The organism is Actinoallomurus soli (genome assembly GCF_024055715.1).
Lineage (GTDB): Bacteria > Actinomycetota > Actinomycetes > Streptosporangiales > Streptosporangiaceae > Actinoallomurus > Actinoallomurus soli.
Window position 1 is genome coordinate 255958 of sequence record NZ_JAMXMV010000009.1, and the last position, 25647, is coordinate 281604.

Below are 25647 nucleotides of genomic sequence, written 5' to 3' on the forward strand. Positions count from 1 at the left end.
GGACACCGGACCGCCGCGGCCCTCCAGGGGCCGTGGGCGGCGCACCAGTGGAGGAGAGGGATCACCCCATGACGATGACGGCACCGGCGCTTCCCGTTCCCGCCGAGCACTTCGCGCAGGCCTTCGCCGCGGTCGTGGACAACGTCGGACGCGCGATCAAGGGCAAGCGCGAGGTCGTCGAGGCGGCGCTCGTCTGCCTCCTCGCCGAGGGCCATCTGCTCGTCGAGGACGTGCCCGGAGTCGGCAAGACGTCCATCGCGCGGGCGCTCGCGGCCTCGCTCGGCGTGCCCTCCGGGCGGATTCAGTTCACCCCTGACCTGCTCCCCTCGGACGTGACCGGCGTGTCCATCTACGACCAGGCCACGGGGGTGTTCGAGTTCCGGCCCGGCCCGGTGTTCTCCTCGATCGTCGTCGCGGACGAGATCAACCGCGCGTCGCCGAAGACCCAGGCGGCCCTGCTGGAGGTCATGGAGGAACGCCACGTCACGGTCGACGGCGTCGCCCACGACGTACCCCGCCCGTTCATGGTGGTCGCCACCCAGAACCCGGTCGAGATGGACGGCACCTATCCACTGCCCGAGGCGCAGCTCGACCGCTTCACCATGCGGATCTCCGTGGGCTATCCCGGCCACGCCGCCGAGATGGAGGTGCTCAGGGCGCACTGTGAAGGCCGCACGACCGTCGGCGCGTCGGCGCTGACCAGCCCGTCCGCGGTCGGTGAGATGATCGAGGCGGCGCGCCGGGTCCACGTCGGCGACCCGCTCTACGACTACATCGTCCGGCTGATCGCCGGAACGCGTGCGCTGCCCGGCGTGCGTCTCGGGGCCAGCCCCCGGGCCGGGATCGCGCTGCTGCGGGTCGCGCAGGCCCGCGCGGCCGCCGCCGGGCGTGACTACGCGACCCCGCAGGACGTCAAGGCACTGGCCGAACCGGTTCTGGCGCACCGCGTGCTGCTGACCGCCGAGGCGCAGGTCGGCGGCCGTACGCCGCGGGAGGCCGTACACGCGGTGCTCGCCTCGACGCCGGTCCCGGATGGGAGCTGAACCGTGCCGACGCGTCTGGGCGCCGCGATGCTGACGGCAGGACTGTGCTGCCTCATCGGCGGCTATCTGCTCGGCTACCCCCGGCTGGACGTGCTCGGCTGCGCCGCGCTGCTCGCGGTCGCCGCCGCCTGGGCCGCGGTGACCTGGCGTCCCTCGCTGGCGCTGTCCCGTGATCTGCACCCCGCCCACGTCACCCGCGGTGAGACCGCCGTCTGTGTGCTGACGGTGCGCAACACCGGCCGCCTGCCCGCCCCGCGCACGATCGTTCACGACCGGCTCGGGGACCACCGCCTGCCGCTCGAACTCCCGTTCCTGCGGCCCGGCGCCACGACCACGATCACCTACCGGCTGGACACGACCCGGCGGGGCGTCTTCGACGCCGGCCCGCTGCGCTGGGAACGGCGCGACACCCTGGGACTGGCCGCCACGGCCCGCACGACCGGCGACGTACGGCGCGTTCACGTCCACCCGGCCACGCACCCGATGGCGATCGTCCCGTCCGGCCGGGTGCGCAACCCGGAAGGGCCCGTCGCCGACACGGTCCTGGCCGGCGGCGCGACCTTCCACCGGCTCCGCGAGTACGTTCCCGGCGACGACCTGCGGCAGGTGCACTGGAGGTCGAGCGCACGGGCCGGCACGCTCATGGTGCGGGAGAACGTCGACACCAGCCTTCCCGCGACGACCGTCCTGCTGGACGTCCACCCGGACGCCTACGATGACGCCGCCTTCTTCGAGGAGGCCGTCGAGGTCGCCGCGTCCGCGCTGGTCGCCGCCGTACGGCTACGGTTCCCGGCCCGGTGCGTCGCGGGTGACACGACGATCGACGCGCGCGGCGGTGCCCGGGACGTCCTCGACCGGCTGGCCGCGCTGACCGCCGCGGCGGCTCCCCGGCTCCCGCATCTCGCCGACACGCTGCCGCACCGCCGGACCGGCACCGCGCTGATCGCGGTCACCGGGCGGATCGACGCCGCCGACCTGGCCGCGCTGCGCCGCGTCGCGCCCTCCCACGACCGGACGGCGCTGGTGGTCCTGCGCCACGATCCGGCCGCCGCCGGGACATCCGACGGCGGCGCGGCGATCAGGCCGGGAGACGGCGGTACGGGGCCGTCCGTGATCGCCGCCTCGAGCGCCGCCGAGGCGTGCGCCCGCTGGAACACGCTGATCGGAGCCGGACGGTGACCGCCTCGGACGTGGAGCCCGCACCCCCCGTGCCCGGCCCGGAAGTCGCATCCACCGTGCGGGATCCGAGGGCATCCACCGTGCGGGATCCGAGGAACGCCTTCACCACGTCCGGACCGAACGCCTTCACCGCGTCCGGGCCGAACGCCGCGTCCAACGTGCCCGGCCCGGAGGCCGCGTCCCCGGCTCGGTCCCGGGTGGGCGGTCTGATCCCGGTCGTGGCCGCAGCCGTCCTCGCGGCCGTCGGCGGGCTGGCCTTCACGCCGCTCGCCGACGTACGGGCGCTGGCCGTCGTCCCTTTCGCGGCGGTGATCCCCGCGCTGCTCGCGCTCGCGGTCCGGCGCTGGACGCTGCCGGTCGCCGTCGCCGGCTGGTTCGCCGCCGGAGTGCCCCTGGCGCTGGCGTTCGGGACCGGCCCGGCGTCCGTGCCGGACACGATCCGCGGCGGCCTCGTCGACGGATTCCGTACGGCGCTGACGTCCGCCCTGCCGTTGCCGGCCACGCCCGCCGTGCTGTTCTGGATCTTCACGCTGGTCTGGTGGGCCGCCTACTGGGCGACCCGCGCGGCCCGTGTCGGCGGCACACCGGGCCTCGTGCTGCTGCCCCCGGGCCTGGTGCTCCTGACCGGCACCGCGTTCGGGATCGCCGCGCCGGGCCGTGGGCTGCCGGCCGCGCCGCTGTTCGCGGGCACCGCCGTCGTCGTCCTCGCGGCCCGGGGCTGCACCGCACCGCGCCGCGCTCCGGCCCGGGACGGCACGGCGCCGCCGCGCGGGGCGGTCGGGAGCGGCGCGGCGGCCCGCCGGGGGGCGGCCACCGCCGTCACCTCCGTGATCGTCGTGTGCGGTGCCGTCGTCGCGGCCGGGCGCCTGCCGTACGCGGGAGAGCGGCCGGCCTTCGACCCGCGCGCGCTGGTGCACCAGCCCGTGCGCACCGAACGCCAGATCAGCCCGCTCGCACTCGCGGCCCTGTGGGCCGCCGAACCGCCCCGTCCCCTCTTCCGGGTCGACACCGGAACCCCCGTGAACCAGAGGCTGGCGGTCTTCGACGGCTATGACGGACGGGACTGGTCCTCCTCGGCGTCCTACACCCGCGCGGGCACCCGGCTGCCCGATGGCGCCCCGGTCTCCGGGCGGACCCTGCGCGAGACCGTGACGGTGGGCGGCCTGGAACTCGCGTGGCTGCCCGCACCGGACCGTCCGGTCGGCGTCACCGGCGCGCTGGTGGGCGTCGACCGGGCGACGGGCGTGCTGGTGACGGCCGACGGGCGTTCCGCCGACGGCCTGCGTTACACCGTGACCTCCCGGACCCCGTCCCTGTCCGTCGCCCGGGCGGCCGGCGCCGCCCCGGCATCCGGACCCGATCTCGCCGCCGACCTCCGCGTGCCCCCGGACGTGCCGCTGTCGATCGTCCGGGACGCCGACCGCCTGAGCCCGCCCGGCGCCGCGCCGTACCAGCGCCTGCTGGCCCTCCAGGAGCATCTGCGCTCGCGGTACCGCTACGACGTGCGGGCGGCGCCCGGCCGTACCGCCGGTCATCTGCACTTCTTCTACGACAAGAGCCACCGCGGCACGGCCGACCAGTTCGCGACGGTGTTCGCGCTGATGGCGCGCCACCTGGGGATCCCGGCGCGGATCGCCGTGGGCTTCGCGCCGGGACACGCGACCGGACCGGACCGGTACGAGGTGACGACCGGCGACGTGGTCGTCTGGCCCGAGGTCGCGCTGCGCGGCCTCGGATGGGTGCCGTTCTACCCGTTGCCACGGCCCAGCGCCGGGGCCGCGACGGTCGGCCGATCGGTCGGAGAATCCCCCGAACGCGCCGCCCTCGACCGCGCCGTCGCCGCCGCGCCCGCGCGGCACCTCGCCCCGACGGGAACGGCCCGCCCGTCCCCGGCCGGAAAGACCGGGTCCCCCGGCCGTACCGCAGGCTACGCCTGGGCCGTGACCGCCGTTCTGGTCGTCATCGGCATCGGATATCTCACCGCCGGGCGGATCGTACGCGTGTCGGTGCGGCGGCGCCGTCGCTCCGGCGGCCCGTACGAGCAGGTGGTCGGAGCATGGCAGGAGGCGACCGAGCAGCTGGCGAGGCTGCCGGGAATGGCCGGTCTGACGGCTCTGACCACCGATGAGGTCACCGAGCGCGCCATCCGGTCGCTCGGCCGGGAGGCCACCGCCGAACTGGCCGGTCTCGCCGGGCGGCTGTCGGCGGCGGTGTTCTCCCCGCGCCCGCCCGACGCGGCGGACGCCGCGGCGGCGTGGCTGGCGGCCGCCCGCCTGCGGGCGATGGCAGAAGGCCGGATCGGCCACCGGCAGCGGCTCCGCGATTTCACCCGGCCGCCCTGGACGGTGTGGCGGTCCGCGCGGCGGCGCGGCCCGCTTCCAACGGCCCGAATCCCCGTCGACGAGGAGGCGTGATGTTCCGACGATCGAAGCGGGCGGCGGACCCGGGGGTCCCGCCCGGCTACTCCCGTCTCGAGCCGGTGACCACCGGCGAACCGGTCGTGGCCTGGCGCGCCGTTCAGGACGCCACGGGCCTTCCGGTCATGGTCTTCGTCGCCCGAACACCGGAGGACACCGCCCGCTTCCACCGCGTCCTGGCCGCGGTGCCTCCGCATCCCGGCCTCGCGCCGGTGTCCGAGACGGGGCGCACCACGGCCGGACACCCGTACGTCGCCGCCGCCGCTCCCGGTCCGTCGATGCACGACCGCGTCACGGCCTTCGGGCCGCTGCCGGCCGACGAGGCGCGCGGGATCGTGCTGCACGTCGCGACCGGACTCGGGGCCGCGCACCGCGCGGGCGTGGTGCACGGCGACGTCCGTCCCGAGTACGTCCTCCACGACGGGCGGACTCCGGTCCTCACCGGCTTCTGGCCGTCGCCGCCGGCCCGGCGCGGCGTTCCACCGGCGGGTGACGCGCTGGGCCGGGCGTTCGCGCACCTCGCCCCCGAGGTCATCGAAGGCGCCGAGCCGACCGTGGCCTCCGACGTGTACGCGCTCGCGTCCACCCTCTTCACGATGCTCGCCGGGCAGCCGGCGCACTGCACGGCGGCGGGCGGCGGCCTCGCCGTGCTCCTGCAGCACAAGCTCACGAACACGCTGCCGGACCTGCGGCGTCCGGACGTCACCGCCGGCCTGATCTCCGTGCTCCGCCGGGGGATGGCGGCCGACCCCGCCATCCGGTTCGCCTCGGTCGCGGAGTTCGCCGATGCGCTCGACCGCGAGGGCACCAGGGAGATGGCGGTGGCGGGCGCCGCCACCGCGGCCGGATCGGGCACGGCGGCCGCGGGTACCGCGCGGCCCGCGGCAGAATCCGTGGACGAGGCGAGGGCATCGGCGTTCGACGCCTTCTTCGGCACGGCGGACGGCACGGCGCCCGCGCCGGCCGTGATCGACGGGACGACGGTGAGCCCGATCCCGGCCCCGCCGGAAGCGGCGGGAGCGGCGGGGACCGCGCCGGCGAGCGCGGAACCGCCGGCGACCGCCGCGTCCCCGGGCGCAACGGCACCCATAGGCACAACCGCACCATCGGGGGCGGCACCGGCAGGCGGAACGGCGCCCCTGGGCACAATGCCGCCCCCAGGGGAAACCGCACACCCGGGCACAACGGCACCTTCGGGCGCGACGGCGTCCCCGGACACGGCGGTGCCCCCGGCGGCGGCCGGGCTGGACCTGGAGCGGCGCGACGAGCGGCCGTCCGCGCAGCGCGTGCTGCCGATCGCCGCGGTGGCGCTGACCGTCATGGCCGTCGCCGGCGTGATCGGCGTCGTCGGCCATGACCGGGCCCACACCCCGACGCCCGAGCGGACGGCTCCGCGCGGGAACGCTTCCGTGGTTCCGCCGGTGTCCCGGCCCACGGCCACCCAGGAGGCCCGGCCGCCCACGAAGGTGGAGCTGACCCGGTACCAGCCGACCGGGCTGAAGGCCGTGCCGGCGCCGCAGCAGGTCGTCCTGACCTGGTCGCTGCCGGCGGACGCGGAGCGGGACGGCGCCGGGATCGTCATCCGCAGGAACCCGGCGGACGGCGGGGCGGGCATCACCGCGCTGTCCAGGACGGGCGGACGGCTGCCCCACACCAGCGTCGCCGTACCGCTCAACCCCGGTCAGCAGTACTGCTTCCTGGTGGGCGTGCTCCTGCAGCGTGCCGGCGGCGCACCGATGCTCGCCCAGGCGGGGCCCGTCTGCGCCACGCCTCGCTGACGGCCCGGCCTGCGCCCGAACACCGGTCGCCCTCCTCCCGTACGGATCTCCCGGGCGGCCGGCCGGCCGTTCCGGCATGTCGCGCGTCGCGGCGTTAGAGTCCCCACAGACCACCGGAGGTGGACGTGGGAGACCTTCTGGACGCCGCGGTCATACGGCGCTGGTGCCGGCTGGCCGTGGACGCGCTGGGCGAGGCGCGTGCCGAGATCGACTCGCTCAACGTCTTCCCGGTGCCCGACTTCGACACCGGGACCAACCTGCACTCGACCCTGCGAGCGGCGGCCGAGGCGGTCGACCGGTTGCCGGCGGACGCCGGCGCCGCCGCGACGTGGCGAGCGCTCACCTCCGGTGCGCTGATCGGGGCACGGGGCAACTCGGGCGTGATCTTCAGTGCGATCCTGCGGGGCATGGCGGAGGTGCTCGCCGCGGGCGGCGGCCTGAACGAGGCACTGAGCCGTGCCTCGCGGCTCGCGGACGAGGCCGTCACCCGTCCGGTCGAGGGCACGGTGCTCAGTGTTCTGCGCACAGTCGCCGAGGCCTGTCCGCGCACCGGCGAACCCGGTGGTGTCCTTCGCGCGGTGGCCGGCCACGCGCGCGTGGCCTTGAGCGAGACGACGGGCCGCCTCGAGGTGCTGGCGCGTGCCGAAGCCGTCGACGCGGGGGCCCTGGGCCTGTGTGTGGTGCTCGACGCCCTGGCCGCCGCCGTCGAGCCGCCCGCCGGGGCGAGGCGCGCTCGGGGACGTGACCTTTCGTCGCCGGCGGCCGCCGAGAGGGTCGGCTCCGGCCGCCGGGAGGCGCTCTGCCCGGCCGGCCGGGGCGAGGAGGGCCTCGCCGACCACCGTTACGAGATCATGTACCTGATCGACGCGGATGACGGAGCGGTGCCGGGGTTGCGCGCCGAGCTCCGGCGCTTCGGCGACTGCGTCGTGGTGGCCGGGGGCGACGGCGTGTGGACCGTCCACGTGCATGCCGACGACGCCGATCCCGTCGTGGCGGCGGGGATGCGGGCCGGCCGCCCCCGTGACGTCACGGTCACGCCGCTTCACGGCCGCCCGGATCCGGCGCGGTGACCTCGGCGCCGGCGCCCCGGACCGCGTGTGAGCATCGCCGGAGGCGTCGTCTCGTGGGCGGCCGGCGGGCGGCGTAGCGTTCGAGTATGAGCGTCGACGAGGTCCTCATCGAGACGGACGGTCCTTTCGGGATCATCACCATGAACCGCCCGGAGCGGCGCAACGCGCTCTCCCTGTCGCACATGCGGGCGCTGACGGCGGCGTTCCGGCGGGTCGCGGAGACCGACGCGCGCGGGATCGTGCTGGCCGGCAACGGCCCGGTGTTCTCCGCCGGGCACGACTTCGCCGATCTGGCCGGCGCGGACCTCGCCGGAACCCGGGAGCTCCTGCTGGCCTGCCGGGAGTTGATGGACACGATCCACGCGGTGCCGCAGGTGGTGATCGCCCAGGTGCACGGCATGGCGACGGCGGCGGGCTGCCAGCTCGTGGCCGCCTCCGACCTGGCGGTGGCCGCGCGGACCGCGCGGTTCGCCGCCCCCGGGGGGAAGGGCGGCTGGTTCTGCCACACGCCGATGGTGCCCATCGCGCGCACGATCGGGCGCAAGCGGGCCATGGAGATGGCCCTCACCGGAGACGCCATCGACGCCTCCACCGCCCTCGACTGGGGCCTGATCAACCGTGCCGTGCCCGACGAGGAGCTGGAGAAGGCCACCCGGGAACTGCTGGAGCGCGCCACCCAGGGCAGCCCGCGCAGCAAGGCGCTCGGCAAGCAGGCGATGTACGCCCAGCTCGACCGGCCGGAGGCGGACGCGTACACGTACGCGATCGAGGTGATGGCCGCCGCGAGCCAGACCCCCGAGGCGCAGGAGGGCATGCGCGCGTTCCTGGACAAGCGCACGCCCGAGTGGCCGGCGTGAAGGCGCTCCCCCGGCCAGCCCGCCGACCCGACGCTCCGGGCCCCATCGGTCAGCCCGACGCCTCCGGCCGGTCCGTCAGCCCGACGCTCCCGGCCGGTCCGTCAGCCTGACGCTCCGGGCCGGCGTGTCAGCCGACGCGGACCGGCAGCGTACGGGGGCCGCGGACCTGTCCCGCGGCCCACGTCACCGCGTCCGGATCGGCCAGGGTGAACACCGGGATCCGCTCCAGCCAGACCTCGAGGGCGACCCGTAGCTCCATCCGCGCCAGGTGGGAGCCCACGCAACGGTGGACGCCCAGGCCGAACGCGGCATGCCGGTTGACCTCCCGGTCGATGAGGACCTCGTCCGCCCGGTCGAACTGGGCGGGGTCGCGGTTGGCCGCGGGGAACGACAGCAGCACCCAGTCCTCGGCCTTCATGTCGACGCCCTGCCAGTGCATGTCCTCCTTGACCAGCCGGGCCATGGTGACGGGGGCGTACGCGCGCAGGAACTCCTCCATCGCCGTCGGCAGCAGCCCGCGCTCGGCGACGAGACGCTCGCGGTCGGCGGGCGTCCCGGCCAGGTGCCAGAGCGACGCGCCGATCGCGCTCCAGGTCGTGTCGATCCCGGCGATCAGCAGCAGCGCCATCGTCCCCGCCACGTGCGACGGGTCCAGCCTCCGCCCGCCGAGCTCGGCGTTGAGGAGGTACGTCGTCAGGTCGTCGCGGGGGGACTCGACGTGGTCGCGGATCTGCGCGAGGAGGTAGTCGAACAGCCGGTCCATCCGCGCGAGCCGCTCGTCCGGCGGGAGGTTGACGCCTTCGAGCGTGCTCTCGACGAACTCGCGGAACCGCGGCCCCTCCTCCTTCGGGAGGCCGAGCAGGTCGGCGATGACGCGCACGGGGATGTGCTGGGCGTAGTCGCGGGCGGCGTCGACCACGTCCTGGCCGTCGAGCGCGTCGATGAGCGCGTGGCAGTACGCGCGGGTCGCCGGCTCGAGCCGGGAGACGGCGGTCTTGGTGAACGCCGGGAGCAGCAGTCTGCGGGCGTGCTGGTGGAACGGCGGGTCGGAGGAGATCGGGGGCGCGGTGCCGATCGGGGCGATCTCGCGGGGCGGCCGGAAGTTGCTCATGATGATCGACCGGGACGAGAAGCGCTCGGTGTCATAGGCGATGGCCGCGACGTCCTCGTAGCGGGTCGGCAGCCAGCCGCCGCCGAACCGCTCCGTACGGGCGATCGGGCAGCGCCGCCGCAGATCGTCCTGGATCGGGTACGGGTCGGCGGCCCACTCCGGTTCCAGGTGCGAGAAGTCGGTCGCCCAGTCCGAGACCGGACCGGTGACGATCTCGTTCCGCGTGCCGGAAGGCCGTCCGTCCTTGCGCGCGACCCGGAAGTCCTCGGTGAATCGGTCGTCCACCGTCATCTCACGCCCCTTCGGCCAGGCGGATCGCGCGTTCAGGACAGTTGGCGGCCGCGCGCCGCGCCTCCTGCTCCTCCTCCGGCGGCACGGCTCCGTCGCCGAGGACCTTCCCGAAGCCCTCGTCGTCGTCCCCGAACAGTCCGGGGGCGAGGTCGTAACAGCGGCCGTGCCCCTGGCAGCGTCCGGCGTCGATCTGTACCTTCACTGTGCTTCTCCCTCCGGCCGTGGGCGCTCCACGCGGGTGACGGCCTCCGACGATCCCAGCATGCCGTGGCGGCGATCGTGCTCGGTCACGGCCGTGCTCCGGCCGTCCCGATCGTGGAGGGCGGCATGGCCTCCGGGCTCCGGCGGCGCACGACCGCCACACCGCCCTTGGCCGGGGCGTTGGCGACGCCTCGCGAGTGCCGGCGCTCACCCGGCTCGGTGGTCGGCATCAGGGTGAAGTGACGCAGCACGGTGCGCAGGACGACGTTCATCTCCATGGTCGCGAACGCCGCGCCGGGGCAGCGCCGCCGGCCGCCCCCGAACGGGATCCACTGGTAGAGATCCGGCCTGACACCGAGGAAGCGGGACGGATCGAAGGTCAGCGGATCCGGGAACAGGGCCTCGTCCTCGTGCATCAGGGCGACGGCGACCAGCACCGTGCACCCCTCGGGCAGGGTCCACCGTCCGAGCCGGTAGCCGTCGGCCGTCACGTGGCGTCCCACGACGTCGATGACGGGGCGCGTGCGCTGGACCTCGGTGATCGTCGCCTCGCGCAGCGCGCCACCGCCCGCGTCGGCCTCCTCGGCGAGATCCCGCAGGAGGGCGGGGTGGCGCCGGAGCCGTTCGATCGCCCAGGCGAGAGTCGTCGCGGTCGTCTCGTGCCCGGCGACGAGCAGGCTGAGCAGGTGGTCGGCGATCTGGGCACGGCTCATCGGCGAGCCGTCGTCGTAGCGGCTCTGCAGGAGCAGGGCGAGGACGTCGTCGCGCCGGTCGAGGTCCTCTGCCGCCGCCTTGTCGATCAACCGGTCGACGATCGCGTCGTACCGGCGGCGCGCGATCCACAACCGGCCCCACGGGCTCCACCGGCCGAGGTCGGTCTTCGGGATCGGGAGGACGAGCAGCCGGGAGCCGTACGCGACCCACGCCGGGAGCATCTCCCGCAGGTCGGCGAGCTCGTCGCCGTCGGCGCCGAACACCGCGCGCAGGATGGCGTTCAGCGTGATCCGCAGCATCGACGGCAGTGCCGGGAACGCCCGGTCCTCCGGCCAGGTGGCCGTCTCCCGTACGGTCTCGTCCTCGATGGTCCTCTCATGCGCCGCGAGCCGGCGGCCGTGGAACGGGGGGACGAGGAGCCTGCGCTGCTCGCGGTGCTCCTCTCCCGTCAGGGCGAACAGCGAGCCCGGACCGAGGACCCGCCCGAGGTTTGGCCGTACGTTCTCGACGAGGTCGGTGCTCGCGGTGAAGAGCTGCTTGGCCTCGTCGGGATCGCTGATGACCACGGCCCGGCCGAAGATCGGCACGTTGACGGTGAAGGCGTCGCCGTAGCGGGCGCGCATCCGGCGCATTCCGCGCAATCGGGCGGTCAGAACCACCGCGCCCTGCGCGAAACGCGGGAGCGACGGGCCCGGCGGGAGGGTCATGGTCGTCATGGAGGAGCACCCCTCTCGGCGTGGTGAACGGCCGTACCACGCACGGTACGCCGCCGGCGCCGAGATGATCCGGCGGATCCGACCGGCCGGGGGCGGCCCCCGGCAGGGAGCCGGCGGCGCCCCCGGCCGGAGGGGTCACCAGGACGACGGGGCCGGCGGCGCGACGACCGGCGGGTTGTCGTCGCAGGTGATGGTGTTGGGCAGCTCCCAGGGGGCGAGCCAGGGTCCGGTCGTGCCGCCGCCGGAGTTGCCGCCGAGATCCGTCAGCGTGAACTCCGAGCCGGTGGCCGGGAAGTTGAACGACCCGCAGTTGTTGACGCCGACCGCGCCGACGTTGCGGGCGGCGACGTTCTGGAAGGACGCGGACCCGGCCGCGCGGGCGCTGACCACCGAGGTGCCCGTGCCGTCGATCCGCAGGTCCTTGAAGTGGACGTTCGTGATCGAGTACAGGTCCTTGACCGGCCAGTCGCTGACGAACATGACGGCGTTGTAGGTGTTGTCGAGGAGGTGGTCCCCGGTCACCTGGATGTCCGCGTCGATGTTCTTCTCGAGCGCGTAGAACCAGATGGCGCCGAGCCCGATCTTCCAGTTCAGGTCGTACGGGCCGGAGCGGGCCGTGGTGTTGTCCGTGATCGACAGGCGCCCGGTGAAGGCCTCCGCGCCGAAGCGGGATCCGGCGTGGATGGCGCTCCCCTCGCGGATCGGATCGGCGACGAGGTTGCCCGAGACGGTGTTGTCGGCGCCGCCATAGACGGCGACGCCGTTCGCGAGGACCGGTGTCTGCACCGTGTTGTGGTCAAACGTGTCACGGGCGTCGGCGGTCTTCTCCGACCACATGGCGAGGCCGTCGTCGCCGGTGTTGCGCACGAAGTTGCCGGACACCACCGAGTCCGTGACGCCGGTGTGGAAGTTGAGGCCGTCGGCGATCTGGTCGGCGATGACGTTGCCGGTGATCCGCAGGTTGGTCATGGGCCCGTCGAACCACATGCCGACCTTGGTGTGGTGGACGTACAGGCCGTCGATGGTCGAGTCGCTGAGGGCCCCGCCGACGCCGTTCACCTGGTCGGCGTCGATGCGCTCGCGGACGTCGCCCTCGATCGTGAAACCGGAGAGGTGGACGTGGTGGCTGCCGCCGGCCGAGGCGTCCTTGCCGTAGAAGCCGACGCCGGTGTGGACCGAGCCGTCGGGGGCCGGGGTGCTCAGGGAGACCTGGTGTCCCTTGATGATGGTGTACCAACTGCCGGCGCCCTCGATCGTCACGTCGTCGACGATGATGTGGCGGTTCACCTGGTAGGTGCCCGGGGGGACGTAGACCTCGAGCCGCGCGTGCCGGGCGAAGGCGATCGCCTTGTCGAACGCGCCGGCCGAGTCGCGCCGGCCGGAGGGGTCGGCGCCGAACGCCAGAACGTTCGCCGCGGCGGGCACGATGCGCGGCGCGCCGACGAGCTGGGAGTCCAGCAGGTCGACGACCGTCCAGGCCGCGTCGCTCCCGGCGGGCACCGTCAGCCGTACCCTGTCGCCCGCGCGGTAGGTGCGGCCGAGCAGGAGCCGCTGCTCGTCGTAGAAGTGGCTCGGGCGGAACGGCTTGGTGATCGTGGGGGCCGGTGTCGTGGCGTTGGGCACGCAGGAGCACTCGGTGATCCACCAGTCGGGGTGGAGCAGGTCGGCGTTCGGGTCGTTGGAGAACGGATACTGGTTGTACAGCCACGCGTACTGGGAGGTCAGCGTCATGACCTTCCGGTGCGCGCCGTTCACCGTGACGTCGAGCGGCGCGGTGATGCCTCCGCCCGTCGGCGCGTCCGGGATGCTGTAGCGGACGGTGATGGCGTTCGCCCGCCTCGGCAGCGTGAACTCCACGTACCGCCCCGGCGTCAGCGTGACCGCCTTGCGGCCGGACGCCTCCGAGGGCAGCGTGTACGGCGTGCGGTCCGGGCCGATGACCGTGCCGTTCGTACGGGCGTTCTCCGCCTCCTGCTCGGTGAAGCCGACGTCGGCGCCCCGGCCCGCGACGAGGGACGGATCGAGGGCGGCGCGCGTCACCACGGGGGCGGAGGCGTCGCCCGCGCCGGCGACGGCCGTGCCGCCGAGCGCGCCGGTGAACCCGACCGTGGCGGCGGCCACCACCGCGACCACCGCCGCGACGGACCGCGGCGGCCGGCCGTACCGCCGGACGACAGGGCCTGAGATGCTCCGTGACATCGGATGCTCGCTTCTCTGGGGGACTGAAGCAATGGTCGAGGTGGGCGGTCGGACACCGTTTCGGGTGAGGTGACACTAGACCGCCATCGCCCGCCCCACAAGATCCTCCGAGCGATCTTTCTGTCGGCTGTCGATTAAATCCATCGTTCTGCTTGCTTCTTGCAGCCGTGGGCCGCCGGCGTCGCCGGCGGCCCATGACCGCGTCAGCTCAGTTCTCGATCCAGCCGTATCCGGCGGCGAGCGCGATGACCCCGTCCCGGAGTCGCACGATCTGCGCCGCCGTCAGGTCGGGAGCCGCCTGGATGAAGGCTTCGGTGAGTTCGTTGCGGAGTTCCGCGACGGACAGCACCTCGCACGTGCCGTCGACGTCGTGGGACGCTTCGCTCGGCCGTTCCGCCGATCCGGTCCGCGCCGGCACCGCGGTCTGCGGTGCGGCCAGGATCCGCACGTCGTAGCCCTTGCGGCCGCGCTCGCCGTCCTTGATCTCGAACTCGACGCTCGTGCCCGGAGTGAAGGCACGCTTGTCGACGAGAAGGTCGTTCGCGTGGACGAAGACGTCCTCACCGCCGTCGTCGGGCGCCACGAAACCGTACCCGCGCACTTCATCGAACTTGACCACACGTCCTCTGACCACCGCACTCAACCTCACGCCATCCACGAATGTCCGGAATCCCGCTCAAACGCGTTCCCGGGCGTGGCCTGCCGCCACGCGCCCGCGTTCGCCGGTAAAACTAGCGGGCCAACGTGGTGGCGAGCAGCCGCGGGGCGTCCGCGAGCACCAGGCCGGCGGCGCCGAGGACCTCGGCCTGGTCGCCGAGGCTCCCCTGGACCACACGGACGGACTCGGCGGACGGGGCCAGCGCGTAGCGCCGGATGACACGGCCGATCGCCTCGAAAAGGCTCTCCCCGGCGGGTGCGAGATCGCCGCCGACCACGATGAGTTCCGGGTTGAGCAGCGTGACGAGGTTCGCGAGCACCCGGCCGATCTCCTCGGCCGCGTCCTCCAGGGCCCGGATGGCGCCCCGGTCGCCATCCTGGACGAGGGAGAGCAGGTCGGAGACGGTGACGGGGTGGCCCCAGCTGTCCGTGAGAAGCCGGGTGATGGCGTCCGGCCCGGCGACGGTCTCCAGGCAGCCGCGGTTCCCGCAGCGGCACACGCGCCCGTCCGACAGTGACCGGATGTGGCCGATCTCGCCGGCGAGGCCACCGGTTCCGTGCAGGTGCCGGCCACCCGCGATGATCCCGGCGCCGATCCCGGCGGAGAGGCGCACATAGATCATGTCGTCGACGTTGCGGCCCGCGCCGTACTTGCGCTCGGCAAGGGCGCCGGCGTCGGCGTCGTTGGCCAGCCAGGTGGTCAGACCGGTGCGCCGCTCGAGTTCGGCTCCGGGCTGGACGCCGATCCAGCCGGGCATGATCCCGTGCGCCTCCAGGACGCCGCCGGGATCGCGTACCGGGGCCGCGATGTCGATGCCGAGGCCCAGGACGCGGGACCGGTCGATCCCCCTCTCCCGCAGCGCCCGGTGGATCATTTCGGCGGCCAGGTCGAGCGTCTCCCCCGGCGCGTGGTCGACGTCCTTGGCCACGCCGTCGTTCCAGACGGGGGTGCCGCTCAGGTCGCACAGTGCCACCCGCACGTGCTGATGGCCGATGTCAGCCCCGAGGGCGTACGCCGCGGACGCGCACAGGGTCAGGGACTGGGCCGGCCGGCCGGTCGACCGCGCCTGAGCGTCCGGCTCGCTCTCCTCGACCAGGCCGGCCGTCAGCAGGTCGGCGACGACCGAGGAGACGGTGGCCCGGGACAGGCCGGTGACCTGCACGATCTCGGAACGGCTGGTGCTGTCGGCGTCGAAGAGGGCCTGCAGGACCCGGAGCCGGCCCACCTCGCGCAGGTTCAACGGGGTATCGATCACTGGCTCCTCCGGTTTCTTCAAACACAGCCGAATATGGGTGACCTTAGCCGGACATGGCGTTGACTTGTGCTTAATACCGACGTAACCATGGCCTCGCCCTGGTAACCCTCCCGCAACATATGACTGAAGATGGCGTATCGCCGTGCCTGATGACAGGCCGGCCGTTGCGGGAGCCCGGACTCGAAGGGAGGACGACAGGCGACGCCGGCCTTACGGCCCGCGATCCCCCCGCCGATATTCACCAGAGAGGCCCCCGTTGAAACGACACCGCTCCCACCGGCGGCGATCCCTCGTCGCCGCGCTCTGTTCACTCGCCTGCGCCACCACCGTCACCGCGCTCGGTGCGCCGGCCGCCTCCGCCGACGACACTCTCCCCGTCTACCGCGACACGCACTACTCGTTCGAGGAACGCGCCGCGGACCTGGTCTCGCGGATGACGCTCGACGAGAAGGCGGCGCAGCTGCGGACCAACAGCGCACCGGCCATCCCGCGGCTGGGCGTGCAGCAGTACACCTACTGGAGTGAAGGCCAGCACGGCATCAACACGCTCGGCGCGAACACCAATCACGGTTCCGTGGGCGGCATGCCGGCCACCAGCTTCCCGACCAACTTCGCCTCGTCGATGTCGTGGGACCCGAGCCTGATCTATCAGGAGACCACGGCGATCTCCGACGAGGCGCGGGGGTTCCTCGACAAGTCTCTCTGGGGTGTCGCGCCGAACAACATCGGCCCGGACAAGAACGAGTACGGCTCGCTGACGTACTGGGCGCCGACCGTCAACCTGGACCGCGACCCGCGGTGGGGCCGGAATGACGAGGCGTTCGGTGAGGACCCGTACTTCGTCGGGCAGATGGCCGGCGCCTTCGTCAACGGCTACCAGGGCCAGGCGCAGGACGGCAAGGCCCAGACCCCGTACCTGAAGGTCGCGGCCACGGCCAAGCACTACGCCCTGAACGACGTGGAGAACGGCCGTACCGGGATCAGCTCCGACACCGACGACCGGACGCTGCGGGAGTACTACACCGCGCAGTTCCGCGACCTGATCGAGAACGCGCACGTGTCGGGCCTGATGACGTCCTACAACGCCATCAACGGCACGCCGTCGGTCGCCGACACCTACACGACGAACCAGCTCGCCCAGCGGACGTACGGCTTCGGCGGCTACATCACCTCCGACTGCGGCGCGGTCGGCACCACGTGGCAGCTCCCGCTGTCCGGTCACGACTGGGCGCCGCCCGGCTGGGCCACCGACCACAAGTCCACTCCGACCTGGACGAACACCACCACCGGCGCGAAGCTGTCCGGCCCGGCGGGCGGGCAGGCGTACGCGCTGCGCGCGGGCACGGACGTCAACTGCACCGGGTCCGAGGCCACCTCGCAGAACCTCCGCGAGGCCATCCAGGCCGGCGTGCTCAGCGAAGGCGTGGTGGACACCGCGCTGGTCCACCTGTTCACCATCCGCATGGAGACCGGTGAGTTCGACCCGCCGGACAAGAACGCGTACACCAAGATCACCAAGGACGTAATCCAGAGCCCGGAGCACCAGGCGCTGGCGGAGAAGGTCGCCGACAGCGCGCTCGTGCTGCTCAAGAACGACGGGAACCTGCTCCCCGCCGACGGGTCGAAGCTGAACAAGGTCGTCATCCTCGGCGACCTGGCCGGCAAGGTCACGCTCGGCGGCTACTCCGGCGGACCGTCGAAGCAGGTCAGCGCCGTCAAGGGCATCACCGACGCGGTCAAGGCCGCCGACCCGTCCGCGTCCGTGGTGTTCGACGCCGCCGGGACGTCCACGACCGCCAAGAACGACGCCCAGCTGAGCGACGCCACCAAGGCCGACATCAAGGACGCCGACCTCGTCGTCGTCTTCGTCGGCACGGACGCCACCACCGCCGGCGAGGGACATGACCGGTCGAGCCTGGCGATGCCCGGCAACTACCAGTCGCTCATCGACCAGACCGCGGCGCTGGGCAACCGCAAGCTGGCGCTCGTGATCCAGTCCGACGGCCCGGTGAACATCGAGAACGCCAAGGACAAGGTCTCCTCGATCGTGTTCAGCGGCTACAACGGCGAGAGCCAGGGCACCGCGCTGGCCGACGTGCTGCTCGGTAGGCAGAACCCGAGCGGGCACCTCAACTTCACCTGGTACAAGGACGACTCGCAGCTCCCGGCCATGTCCGACTACGACATCACCCCGGGCGGCACCGGCGGCCTCGGCCGTACGTACCAGTACTTCACCGGCACCCCCACCTACCCGTTCGGCTACGGGCAGAGCTACACCACCTTCGCCTACTCCCGTGTCCGGGCGAACACCGCCTCGGCGACCGCGGACGGCAAGGTCACCGTACGGTTCGACGTCACCAACACCGGCAAGGTCGCCGGCGCCACGGTCGCCCAGCTGTACGCCACCACCCCGTTCACCGTCCCCGGCGTCGAGATGCCCAGGAAGCGGCTCGTCGGCTTCAAGAAGACGGCGGTCCTGCGGCCCGGTGAGACCGAGCGCGTCTCCCTCACCGTGAACGTCGCCGACCTGGCGGTCTGGGACGCCCAGGCGATGCGGTCGTACGTGCCGGACGGGACCTACAGGTTCCAGGTCGGTCCCGACTCCGCCGACATCGTCGCCGCGCCGTCGGTGGAGATCACCGGGCGGATCACCCCGAAGGTCCGGTACGTCACGGTGCAGCCCGAGGCCGTGCAGTACAAGGTCGGTGACACCATCGACCTGACCGGCAAGAACCGGTGGATCAAGGACGACACCGACCACAGCAAGGAGCAGCGGAACCTCGACGTGACCGCCGACAACGTCGTCGAAGCCGTCAACAACGACCAGTCCTTCGTCGACCTCGCCCACGCGAAGGTCCACTACGGCAGCAGCGACCCGCACGTCGCCACCGTCGACGACACCGGGCACGTGAAGGTGGTCGGCTCCGGCGTCGCGACCATCAACGTCAAGGTGGGCGGTGTCACCGGCTCCGCCGTCATCACCGCCAGGTACCCCTTCACGGCGACCGCGCCCTCGATCACCGAGCCGGGCGACACCCTCACGGCGACGACCACGTACACGAACTCCGGTTCGAGCACCGTCGACGACGTGACGATGTCGCTCACCGCTCCGGACGGCTGGACGGCACAGCCGACCTCCCCGGCCTCGTTCGGCCAGGTCGCCGGCGGGCAGACGGTGCACACGACCTGGGCGGTCAAGGTACCGGCCGACGCCGAGCGCACCGCCTACACCCTCCAGGCCGGGGTCGCCTACACCGAACACGGCCGCAAGGGCGGCGACGAGGCCGCGGCGAGCGTGGGGATCCCCTTCGCCTCCGTCCCCGGCGCATACGACAACGTCGCGATCACCGATGACGCCGACACCACGAAGGGGAACCTGGACGGCGGAGGCGCCAGCCTGTCCGCCCAGGCGCTCGCCGCGGCGGGCATCACCCCCGGCGGTGCCGTCGCCCACGGCGGGCTCACGTTCACCTGGCCGGACGTGCCCGCCGGCACGCCGGACAATGTGGTCGCGGGCGGCCAGACGATCAAGTACTCCGGCAAGGGGAGCAAGCTCGGCTTCCTCGGGCTGGGCGACTACGGCACCGCCTCGGGCAGCGGGCTGATCACCTACACGGACGGCACCACCCAGCCGTACGCGATCAGCTTCCCCGACTGGTGGTCCGGCGGTGGGGACACCGTCGCGGACCTTCCCTACATCAACAACCAATCCGGCAAGCAGCAGCAGACCGTCCACCTGTACATGGCGAGCGTCGACCTCCAGGCGGGCAAGACCGTGCAGTACGTCACCCTGCCCGACGTCAGCCAGGGGGCGACGAGCGGCAACGTCGCGATGCACGTCTTCGCCATCGCGAGCGACGGATAGAGCACGACCGGCGGACGCCGGGAGGCCGGTGACGATCGTCACCGGCCTCCCGGCCCGTCTCGTCCCGGAGTCAGGCGGCGCGGCCGGTCACCGGGCGCAACCGGAGGTCCGGGCGGCCTCGACCGGTTCGACGTCGTAGAAGCCCAGGCCGTCCAGGTAACGGATGGTGTTGATGTCGCGCATCACGGCCTCCTCCGAGGGACTCATGAGCGTGACGACGACCGGGTACGTCAGGTCGTCGACCGTACGCCGCAGGCGCCCGCGCGGTTTCACGAGGAGATCCATGTCGTGGAAGGTCTCCAGCCCCCGGATCGCCTCCGCGTCGCGGTACCCCCGGAGCGTCCCCTCGTACGGCGACACCATGGCGACCATGGCGCAGAACCGGCGCACCTGGTACGGATCCCCGCAACGGGCGTGGAAGCGGTCCGGCCGGACGTACGCGTCCGCGGTCCATTCGATCTGCGACTCGCCGATCCCCAGTGAGGCGTAGTAGGGGATGTCGCCGCCCGCCATGCGCGCGCCCACCTCGACCAGGCACGGACCGTCCGGAGTCATCCTGACCTCCACGTGCGCCGGGCCGTGGCGTACGCCGAGCGCGTCGAGGACCTTGCCGGCGTACTCGGTGAGGGAGGGCACGACCTTCTCGTCGGAGGCGATGAGGCAGAGCGCGTCGCAGAGGTCGGTGATCCCGTTCGCGTTGATCCGCGTGGTCTTCCACACGTCACAGAGGTGGTGCCGGCCGTCCCTGCTGACCGTGTTCACCATGTACTCCGTGCCGGAGAGGTACTCCTGCGCGACCACGCTCTCGTTGCGCCCGGCGAAGACGTCGCGGGAACCGACGAGGGACCGGTAGGCCCGCACCGACTCCTCCGGAGTGTCGCAGAACGAGACCCCGTCGCCGCCCGCGCTGCGCAGCGGCTTGATGACGATCCGGCCGCCGAGGTCGCGATGCCAGTCCGCGAGCTCGGCCGGGTCCGTGACGAGGAGCTGGCGCGCGCCGCGCAGCCCGGCCTTCTTGATGGTCTCCACCATCAGGAACTTGTCCCGCCGCGCGGCGCTGAGCGCGGTGCCGTTGGTCGGCGTGCCGAGGCGCTCGCTCAGCAGGTCGCCGAACTCCACGCCGACCTCGCCGCCCGGGACGACGGCGACCGGGTCGAAGGCGGCGACGGCCTCCAGCGTCTTGGCGACGTCGCCGTCGTGCACGATGGAGGCGACGTAGTCGTCGAGGTCGACCGGCTCGCCGGCGTACACGGGTGGAGGCTCCGGCGTGCTCTGCACCCGCACGCACCGGTAGCCCAGCTCGCGGAAGCGCGGAGCCAGCAGCCGGGTCGGCGCGTAGGTGTCGACGAGAACGACATGGGGCTGACCACTCATTCATTTCTCCTTGTGCAGTCGCTTCTCGAGCCGCCGCGCCAGATAGCCGAGTGGCAGGGTGATGATCAGATAGCAGAGTCCGGCGACCACGATCGGTGTGGTGTTCGCCGAGGTGGCCGCCAGGTCGCGGCCGAACTTGGCCAGCTCTCGTTCGCTGAGGACGACGCCGAGGAACAGCACGAGCGATGAGTCCTTGAACAACAGCACGAACTCGTTGGTCAGCGGGGGGATCATCATCCGGATCGCCTCCGGGAGGATGATCCATCGCATCGCGGCGGCGTCGGTCATGCCGATGGACTTGGCGGCGTCCACCTGGCCGCGGGGCACCGCCTGGATCCCGGCGCGCACCGTCTCGGCGACGTAGGCGGCGGAGATCAGACCGAGCGCCAGCGCCACCTTGCCGTAGGTCCCGCCGGGGATCTGCACGCCGGGGAAGGCCAGCGGAACGCCGACCCCGACGAAGATGAAGATGAGCAGTGCGGGCAGGCCGCGGAGGATCTCGATGTAGATCAGCGCGACCGCGCGGTACACGCGGATCCGCGAGAGCCGCATGACGGCCAGCACCAGGCCCAGGGACAGGCCGCAGGCGAACCCGCTCAGCGTGTAGATGAGCGTGTTGACGAGCGCGACCGTGAGGATCTGCGGGAAGAGCGAGCGCGCGAGGTCGGGCTGGGCGAACTGCCGGCCCAGCTGCGCCCAGTCCGCCTGGGACAGCAGCGCCAGCAGCCCGGCGAGGATCACGCCGTGCACGGTGTAGCGCACGAGCCGCCGCCCCGGCCGGAGACGCACCGGGTCCCTGGGGGGCAGCGCCGGGTCGGTCACCGCCGGGCCGGTCACCGCGGGGTCGGTCACCGCGCGCCCCGGTAGGGCCCGATCCAGCGCTCGTAGGTGCGGGCGTAGGAGCCGTCGGCCCGCGCCTGGCCGATGGCGGCGTTCACGGCCCGGACGAGCGGGCCGCTGTGCCCCTTGCGGAAGGCGAACCCGTAGCGTTCGCCGGTCCGCAGGTCGGCCACGACGTGGAAGCCGGAGTTCTTCGGGTCCTTGAGCCAGCCGGCCACGACCGGGCTGTCCATGATGATCACGTCCACGTCGCCGGTGCGCAGGCCGTTGAGCAGGGCGTCGGCCAGGTCGTAGGACTTCGGGTCGAAGCCGTGCCCGGTCAGGTACTCCTCGCCGGTCGTGGAGGCCAGCGAACCGATGCGGAGCTTCGCCGCCTTGATCTGGTCGAGGGTCGTGGCCTTGACCTTCGGCCCGGCGAGGAGCGTCTGCGTGGCCTCGAAGTACGGGTCGGAGAAGTCGATGTACTTCTTCCGCTCGTCGGTGATGGTCATGCCGCCGGCGCCGACGTCGCAGCGGCCGGCGTTGAGCTCAGCGCCGGTCTTGATGGTCTCGAACGGCGTGTCGATCACCTGGACCGTCACGCCGAGCCGCTTGGCGGCGAGGTCGAGCATCGCGATGTCGAAGCCGACCACCTTGCCGTTCTCCGTGTACTCGAAGGGCTTGTAGGGGAGCTGTGCGCAAACGGTCAATCGCCCTCGGTGCACGATACGGACACCCCCATCCGCCGTTTTCGCACTACCCGAATTCGTGCTGCAGGCGGCCAGTGATCCGACGATTACGAGCAGACCCAAACGATACGCTGCTGCCACACCCTCGCCCTCCTGTGATAACTAGACGCGGCGCCCTAGAAGCAGGTAGACATTAACAAAGTCATGGTCTTCACACATCTGGCCAAAGTGCGGCGCCATCTCTCGAACGGGGCGGGAGGCCGTTCGCCGGCGCGTGACCGAATGTCCGTATGGGTGGTATATACCGTACCTGCGGTGCTTTTCGTCAATACGCTGGGAAGCTTTTTCGTCCTGCTGCGGCTTTCCACCGCGGTGAGCGACGCCACCGGCTCGGGTCTGCTCGCGGGTGGGGTGCTGAGCGCCCCCTGGCTGCCCGCCCTGATCCTGGCGCCGTTCCTCAACCGCGTCCTGGGCGAGCGCGAGCCGGGGCGCCTCGTGCGGATCGCCGAGGCCACCAGCCTCCTTCTCACCGCGTCGCTCGCCATGCTGCCGGTCTCGGGCACCACGCTGGTCGTCGTCGCGGTGTCCGTCGTGCTCGCCCGCGGTTTCTTCGAGGCGATGACCCGCTCGGCGACCTCCGTCCTGCTACGCCGGATCGTCGACGCGCAGCGGCTGAACCGCGCGAACACGTTCGCCGAGATCGGCAAGCTCGCCGGCACGAGCGCCGGGGCGGCCGTCGCGGGCCCGCTGAGCGGGCCGCTGGGCCTGCACGCCTTCTTCGCCCTGGGCGCGCTCACGTTGTGCGGCTCCCTGCTGCTCGCCGCCACGCTGCCGAAGGCCGGGCCCGGCGCGGGCGAGGAGGGCGCGGCGCAGGAACGGCCGCGCCGCCTGCGGCTTGAGGATCCGGCCCTGCGGCGCCTGTTCTCGCTGTTCATGCTGGTGGCGTTCTGGCAGGGGTTCCACACGGTCGCCGTGAACGTCGTCCCGCGCGACGTGCTCGGCGGCGGGACCTCCCTCGTCGGCGTGTTCGTCGCGCTGTCGGCCGTCGCCATCTTCGCCGGATCGTTCGCGGCGCTGTCGGCGCAGCGGCGCCTCACCCGGATACCGGCGGAGGTCTGGGCGATCGCGCCGATGGCGCCCCTGGCCGCCGCGATCGCGATCGCCCGCGTGGGCCCCACACTGGCCGGATACCTGATCTTCCTGGTCCTCTTCGAGGTCGCCTACGTGGCCTACAACAACCGGCTGCTGGCCCAGGCCCGGCCGGAGGAGGTCCCGGTCGTGGTGACGCTCCGCGCCACGCTGCTGCCCGCCGGCGTCATCGTGTCGATCCTGACCGTCGGCCTGCTGTCGGACCTGGCGGGCCCGCTCGTCGCCGTGCTGGCGGTCGTCGCGGTCACGGTGCTGGTCACGGCGGCGCCGTGGCTCGGCCGTCGCGCCCGCTGACGGCCGCACCGGGGCGGCCGGAGCGGAACGTCCGGAATCGGCCATGGCGCCCCTTGCATGCACTTGCGGTCATGTTCCTCGCGACAGCACTGAATCCCGACATACCTGCACCCTCTCCCCTTCCCGGGTTAGGGATGGCCGTTATTCCGAAATAGGAATGATTTCGGTCCATTGACAGCGGACATCTCACCTCTTACCGTGTCGAAACGTTGGGTGCTGACGTTGCTCGATTCCCGCACCGGAGGCCTACTCGAAGCGATCGATTCCTCTCTCGCCGTACGAGACCGATAGATCCGTCAATCGAGCAGCGTTCATCTGCAATTCCCCAGCCATTCACCGCGCGACCGAATAATCCACGGGCCGATCAGTCCCAGTGTGCCCAGGACGCCCATTCTCCGGTGGATCCGGCTTGCCGATTCGCCGGAAGGTCGTCCTATATCACGACGAGACGGAAAGGAGGTGGAAGACATGACGGACGCTCAGTTCCTGGAGACGCGTGAGGACGAGGAGGTCACCAAGTGGTGAGCCTTCACTGACTCCACGGTGTCATCCGCGGCCATCGCGCCGCGGGTGACACCGCCCCACCCGAGCGGGCCCACTCCACGGAAGGAAAGACGGCGCATGGAGCCAGCGGAGGACCTCTCCGGCGGTGACGTCGGCTCTCTGACGGTCGACGGCAGCAGCGACGAGGCGTACTGGCGCGGCATCGAACGGATCACGGCGGAGCTGGACCGTTCCGCCGACCTCGACCGGCTTTGCGACCTGTCCCGGCGGCACCCGGAGTGGCCGGTGCGCGCCGCGTGCGTGCGGATCCTCGGCGCTCGGTTCGCCGACCGGCCCGCAGCCCAGGAGGCCATCGCGGCCGCCACCCACGACGAGGTGGACTGGGTCGCCTTCACCTCCATCCGGGTGTGCGGCGAGCAGCGCATCGCGCTCGCGGCGCGCGACCTCATCCGGATCTCCGGCTGGCCGAGCAACTTCACGAAGCCGGGGTACGCCCGCAAGCCGGTCGGCTGCGGCGCCGCCTTCACCAAGCGCGCCCTGATCTCCATCTTCGGCAGCGAGGACCCCGACGAGCTGCGCGCGCTGGAGAACGAGCACTTCGGCGAGGTGCTCCGCAAGGCGGCCGAGGTCCGCCCGCGCACCGTCGACGACGTCGTCCTCGTACCGGCCGGTCCGTTCGTCGCGGGAGCGACCGTGAGCGAGATCGGCCCGTTCCAGATGAACGACACCGACAACCCGCTGCGCGCGGCCGAACTGCCCGCCTTCCTCATCGACCGGACCGCGGTCACGAACGAGCGTTACGCGCGCTTCCTCGAGGACATCGGCGACAGCACCGACTTCGACCATCCCGACCAGCCGGAGCGCCCCGACCACCGGCCCGTCCACTGGCACGACCCGCGCTTCAACGCGCCCGGGATGCCGGTCGTCGGCATCGACTGGTACGACGCGTGGGCGTTCGCCAAGTGGGCGGGCGGCCGCCTGCCCAGCGAGGCCCAGTGGGAGAAGGCCGCGCGCGGCACCGACGGGCGGGTCTTCCCCTGGGGGAACGACTGGGACCCCGCGCGCGCCAATTACGTCGAGCGCGCCTTCGAGGCCGAGGTCCACGATCTGGCGGACCTCGAGAGCCTCCTCGTGAAGGTCACGGCGACGGACGTGCCGAAGCGGCCGGTGCTGCCGGCGGACAGCCTGCCGGAGGGCGCCAGCCCGTACGGCCTCCTCCACATGGCGGGCAACGTCTGGGAGATGACCCGCACCAACTTCTTCACCCGGACGGACATGGACCCGTTCTTCCGGCACCTGCGCCCGGTCGAGTTCATGAACCGCCGGGAGGCGTTCTACGTCCTGCGCGGCGGCACGTGGACCTCCCCGCCGGTCTGCCTGACGACCTACTACCGCGGCAAGGACCTGCTGACCGACAAGCACAACGAGATCGGGTTCCGCTGCGTGTACCCGGTGGAGAGCTGA

18 protein-coding genes are annotated in these 25647 nt (G+C 72.3%); 9 read left to right on the top strand and 9 right to left on the bottom strand.

Annotated elements, in window-relative coordinates:
- Nucleotides 1–68 precede the first annotated feature (68 nt).
- The 6 genes from NDW01_RS23545 (at nt 69) to NDW01_RS23570 (ending at nt 8344) form a co-directional block, all read left to right on the top strand.
- Nucleotides 69–1043: an AAA family ATPase gene (locus NDW01_RS23545; protein ID WP_252823439.1), complete on the top strand. Its 975-nt coding sequence runs from the start codon at nt 69–71 to the stop codon at nt 1041–1043.
- 3 nt (nt 1044–1046) lie between these two features.
- Nucleotides 1047–2222: a DUF58 domain-containing protein gene (locus NDW01_RS43910; protein ID WP_252823440.1), complete on the top strand. Its 1176-nt coding sequence runs from the start codon at nt 1047–1049 to the stop codon at nt 2220–2222.
- Nucleotides 2223–2302: 80 nt separating this feature from the next.
- Entirely contained in the window at nt 2303–4636 is a 2334-nt protein-coding gene (locus NDW01_RS23555) for a transglutaminase domain-containing protein (protein WP_252823441.1), read from the top strand.
- Complete coding sequence (locus tag NDW01_RS23560; RefSeq protein WP_252823442.1) at nt 4636–6417, top strand: protein kinase domain-containing protein; 1782 nt, start codon at nt 4636–4638, stop codon at nt 6415–6417. The genes NDW01_RS23555 and NDW01_RS23560 overlap by 1 nt, the downstream gene beginning before the upstream one ends.
- 125 nt (nt 6418–6542) lie before the next feature.
- Nucleotides 6543–7487, top strand: a complete 945-nt coding sequence (locus NDW01_RS23565) for a DAK2 domain-containing protein (RefSeq protein WP_252823443.1) — start codon at nt 6543–6545, stop codon at nt 7485–7487.
- A gap of 86 nt (nt 7488–7573) precedes the next feature.
- Nucleotides 7574–8344, top strand: a complete 771-nt coding sequence (locus tag NDW01_RS23570; RefSeq protein ID WP_252823444.1) for an enoyl-CoA hydratase-related protein — start codon at nt 7574–7576, stop codon at nt 8342–8344.
- A 127-nt stretch (nt 8345–8471) separates the two neighbouring features.
- Here the strand turns inward: NDW01_RS23570 and NDW01_RS23575 are convergent, their stop codons facing one another.
- The 6 genes from NDW01_RS23575 to NDW01_RS23600 all read right to left on the bottom strand — a co-directional run bounded on the left by NDW01_RS23575 (nt 8472) and on the right by NDW01_RS23600 (nt 15489).
- Entirely contained in the window at nt 8472–9746 is a 1275-nt protein-coding gene (locus NDW01_RS23575) for a cytochrome P450 (protein ID WP_252823445.1), read from the bottom strand.
- Nucleotide 9747: 1 nt separating this feature from the next.
- A complete protein-coding gene (locus tag NDW01_RS23580) occupies nt 9748–9948 on the bottom strand; it encodes a ferredoxin (RefSeq protein WP_252781579.1) in 201 nt (66 codons plus the stop codon).
- Nucleotides 9949–10033: 85 nt separating this feature from the next.
- Entirely contained in the window at nt 10034–11377 is a 1344-nt protein-coding gene (locus NDW01_RS23585; protein ID WP_252823446.1) for a cytochrome P450, read from the bottom strand.
- A gap of 135 nt (nt 11378–11512) precedes the next feature.
- Complete coding sequence (locus NDW01_RS23590; RefSeq protein WP_252823447.1) at nt 11513–13576, bottom strand: glycosyl hydrolase family 28-related protein; 2064 nt, start codon at nt 13574–13576, stop codon at nt 11513–11515.
- Nucleotides 13577–13784: 208 nt separating this feature from the next.
- Nucleotides 13785–14210 (bottom strand): cold-shock protein, encoded by a 426-nt coding sequence (locus NDW01_RS23595; RefSeq protein ID WP_252823448.1) that lies wholly within the window; start codon nt 14208–14210, stop codon nt 13785–13787.
- Between the two features lie 97 nt (nt 14211–14307).
- Nucleotides 14308–15489, bottom strand: coding sequence for an ROK family transcriptional regulator (locus NDW01_RS23600; protein WP_252823449.1), 1182 nt, complete (start codon nt 15487–15489; stop codon nt 14308–14310).
- Nucleotides 15490–15745: 256 nt separating this feature from the next.
- Between NDW01_RS23600 and NDW01_RS23605 the strand changes: the two genes are divergently transcribed.
- Nucleotides 15746–19354 (top strand): glycoside hydrolase family 3 C-terminal domain-containing protein, encoded by a 3609-nt coding sequence (locus NDW01_RS23605; RefSeq protein ID WP_252823450.1) that lies wholly within the window; start codon nt 15746–15748, stop codon nt 19352–19354.
- An 87-nt stretch (nt 19355–19441) separates the two neighbouring features.
- Here NDW01_RS23605 and NDW01_RS23610 read toward each other — a convergent pair whose 3' ends face one another.
- From NDW01_RS23610 to NDW01_RS23620, 3 genes are read right to left on the bottom strand one after another with little or no spacing between them, the layout of a single operon-like run.
- Nucleotides 19442–20728, bottom strand: a complete 1287-nt coding sequence (locus tag NDW01_RS23610) for an ATP-grasp domain-containing protein (RefSeq protein ID WP_252823451.1) — start codon at nt 20726–20728, stop codon at nt 19442–19444.
- Nucleotides 20729–21580: an amino acid ABC transporter permease gene (locus NDW01_RS23615; RefSeq protein WP_252823452.1), complete on the bottom strand. Its 852-nt coding sequence runs from the start codon at nt 21578–21580 to the stop codon at nt 20729–20731.
- The gene (locus NDW01_RS23620) at nt 21577–22257 is read right to left on the bottom strand and encodes an ABC transporter substrate-binding protein (protein ID WP_252823453.1); all 681 of its coding nucleotides are present in this window, start codon (nt 22255–22257) and stop codon (nt 21577–21579) included. The genes NDW01_RS23615 and NDW01_RS23620 overlap by 4 nt, the downstream gene beginning before the upstream one ends.
- A gap of 294 nt (nt 22258–22551) precedes the next feature.
- Between NDW01_RS23620 and NDW01_RS23625 the strand changes: the two genes are divergently transcribed.
- Both NDW01_RS23625 and NDW01_RS23630 read left to right on the top strand, forming a co-directional pair.
- Nucleotides 22552–23679 (top strand): MFS transporter, encoded by a 1128-nt coding sequence (locus tag NDW01_RS23625; RefSeq protein ID WP_252823454.1) that lies wholly within the window; start codon nt 22552–22554, stop codon nt 23677–23679.
- Nucleotides 23680–24300: 621 nt separating this feature from the next.
- On the top strand, nt 24301–25647 hold the full coding sequence (locus tag NDW01_RS23630; RefSeq protein WP_252823455.1) for a formylglycine-generating enzyme family protein: 1347 nt from the start codon (nt 24301–24303) through the stop codon (nt 25645–25647).

Coding starts and splice junctions, on each gene's coding strand:
- NDW01_RS23545 (WP_252823439.1), top strand. CDS start 69: ATGACGATGACGGCACCGGCGCTTCCCGTTCCCGCCGAGCACTTCGCG.
- NDW01_RS23560 (WP_252823442.1), top strand. CDS start 4,636: ATGTTCCGACGATCGAAGCGGGCGGCGGACCCGGGGGTCCCGCCCGGC.
- NDW01_RS23570 (WP_252823444.1), top strand. CDS start 7,574: ATGAGCGTCGACGAGGTCCTCATCGAGACGGACGGTCCTTTCGGGATC.
- NDW01_RS23575 (WP_252823445.1), bottom strand. CDS start 9,746: ATGACGGTGGACGACCGATTCACCGAGGACTTCCGGGTCGCGCGCAAG.
- NDW01_RS23585 (WP_252823446.1), bottom strand. CDS start 11,377: ATGACGACCATGACCCTCCCGCCGGGCCCGTCGCTCCCGCGTTTCGCG.
- NDW01_RS23590 (WP_252823447.1), bottom strand. CDS start 13,576: ATGTCACGGAGCATCTCAGGCCCTGTCGTCCGGCGGTACGGCCGGCCG.
- NDW01_RS23610 (WP_252823451.1), bottom strand. CDS start 20,728: ATGAGTGGTCAGCCCCATGTCGTTCTCGTCGACACCTACGCGCCGACC.
- NDW01_RS23630 (WP_252823455.1), top strand. CDS start 24,301: ATGGAGCCAGCGGAGGACCTCTCCGGCGGTGACGTCGGCTCTCTGACG.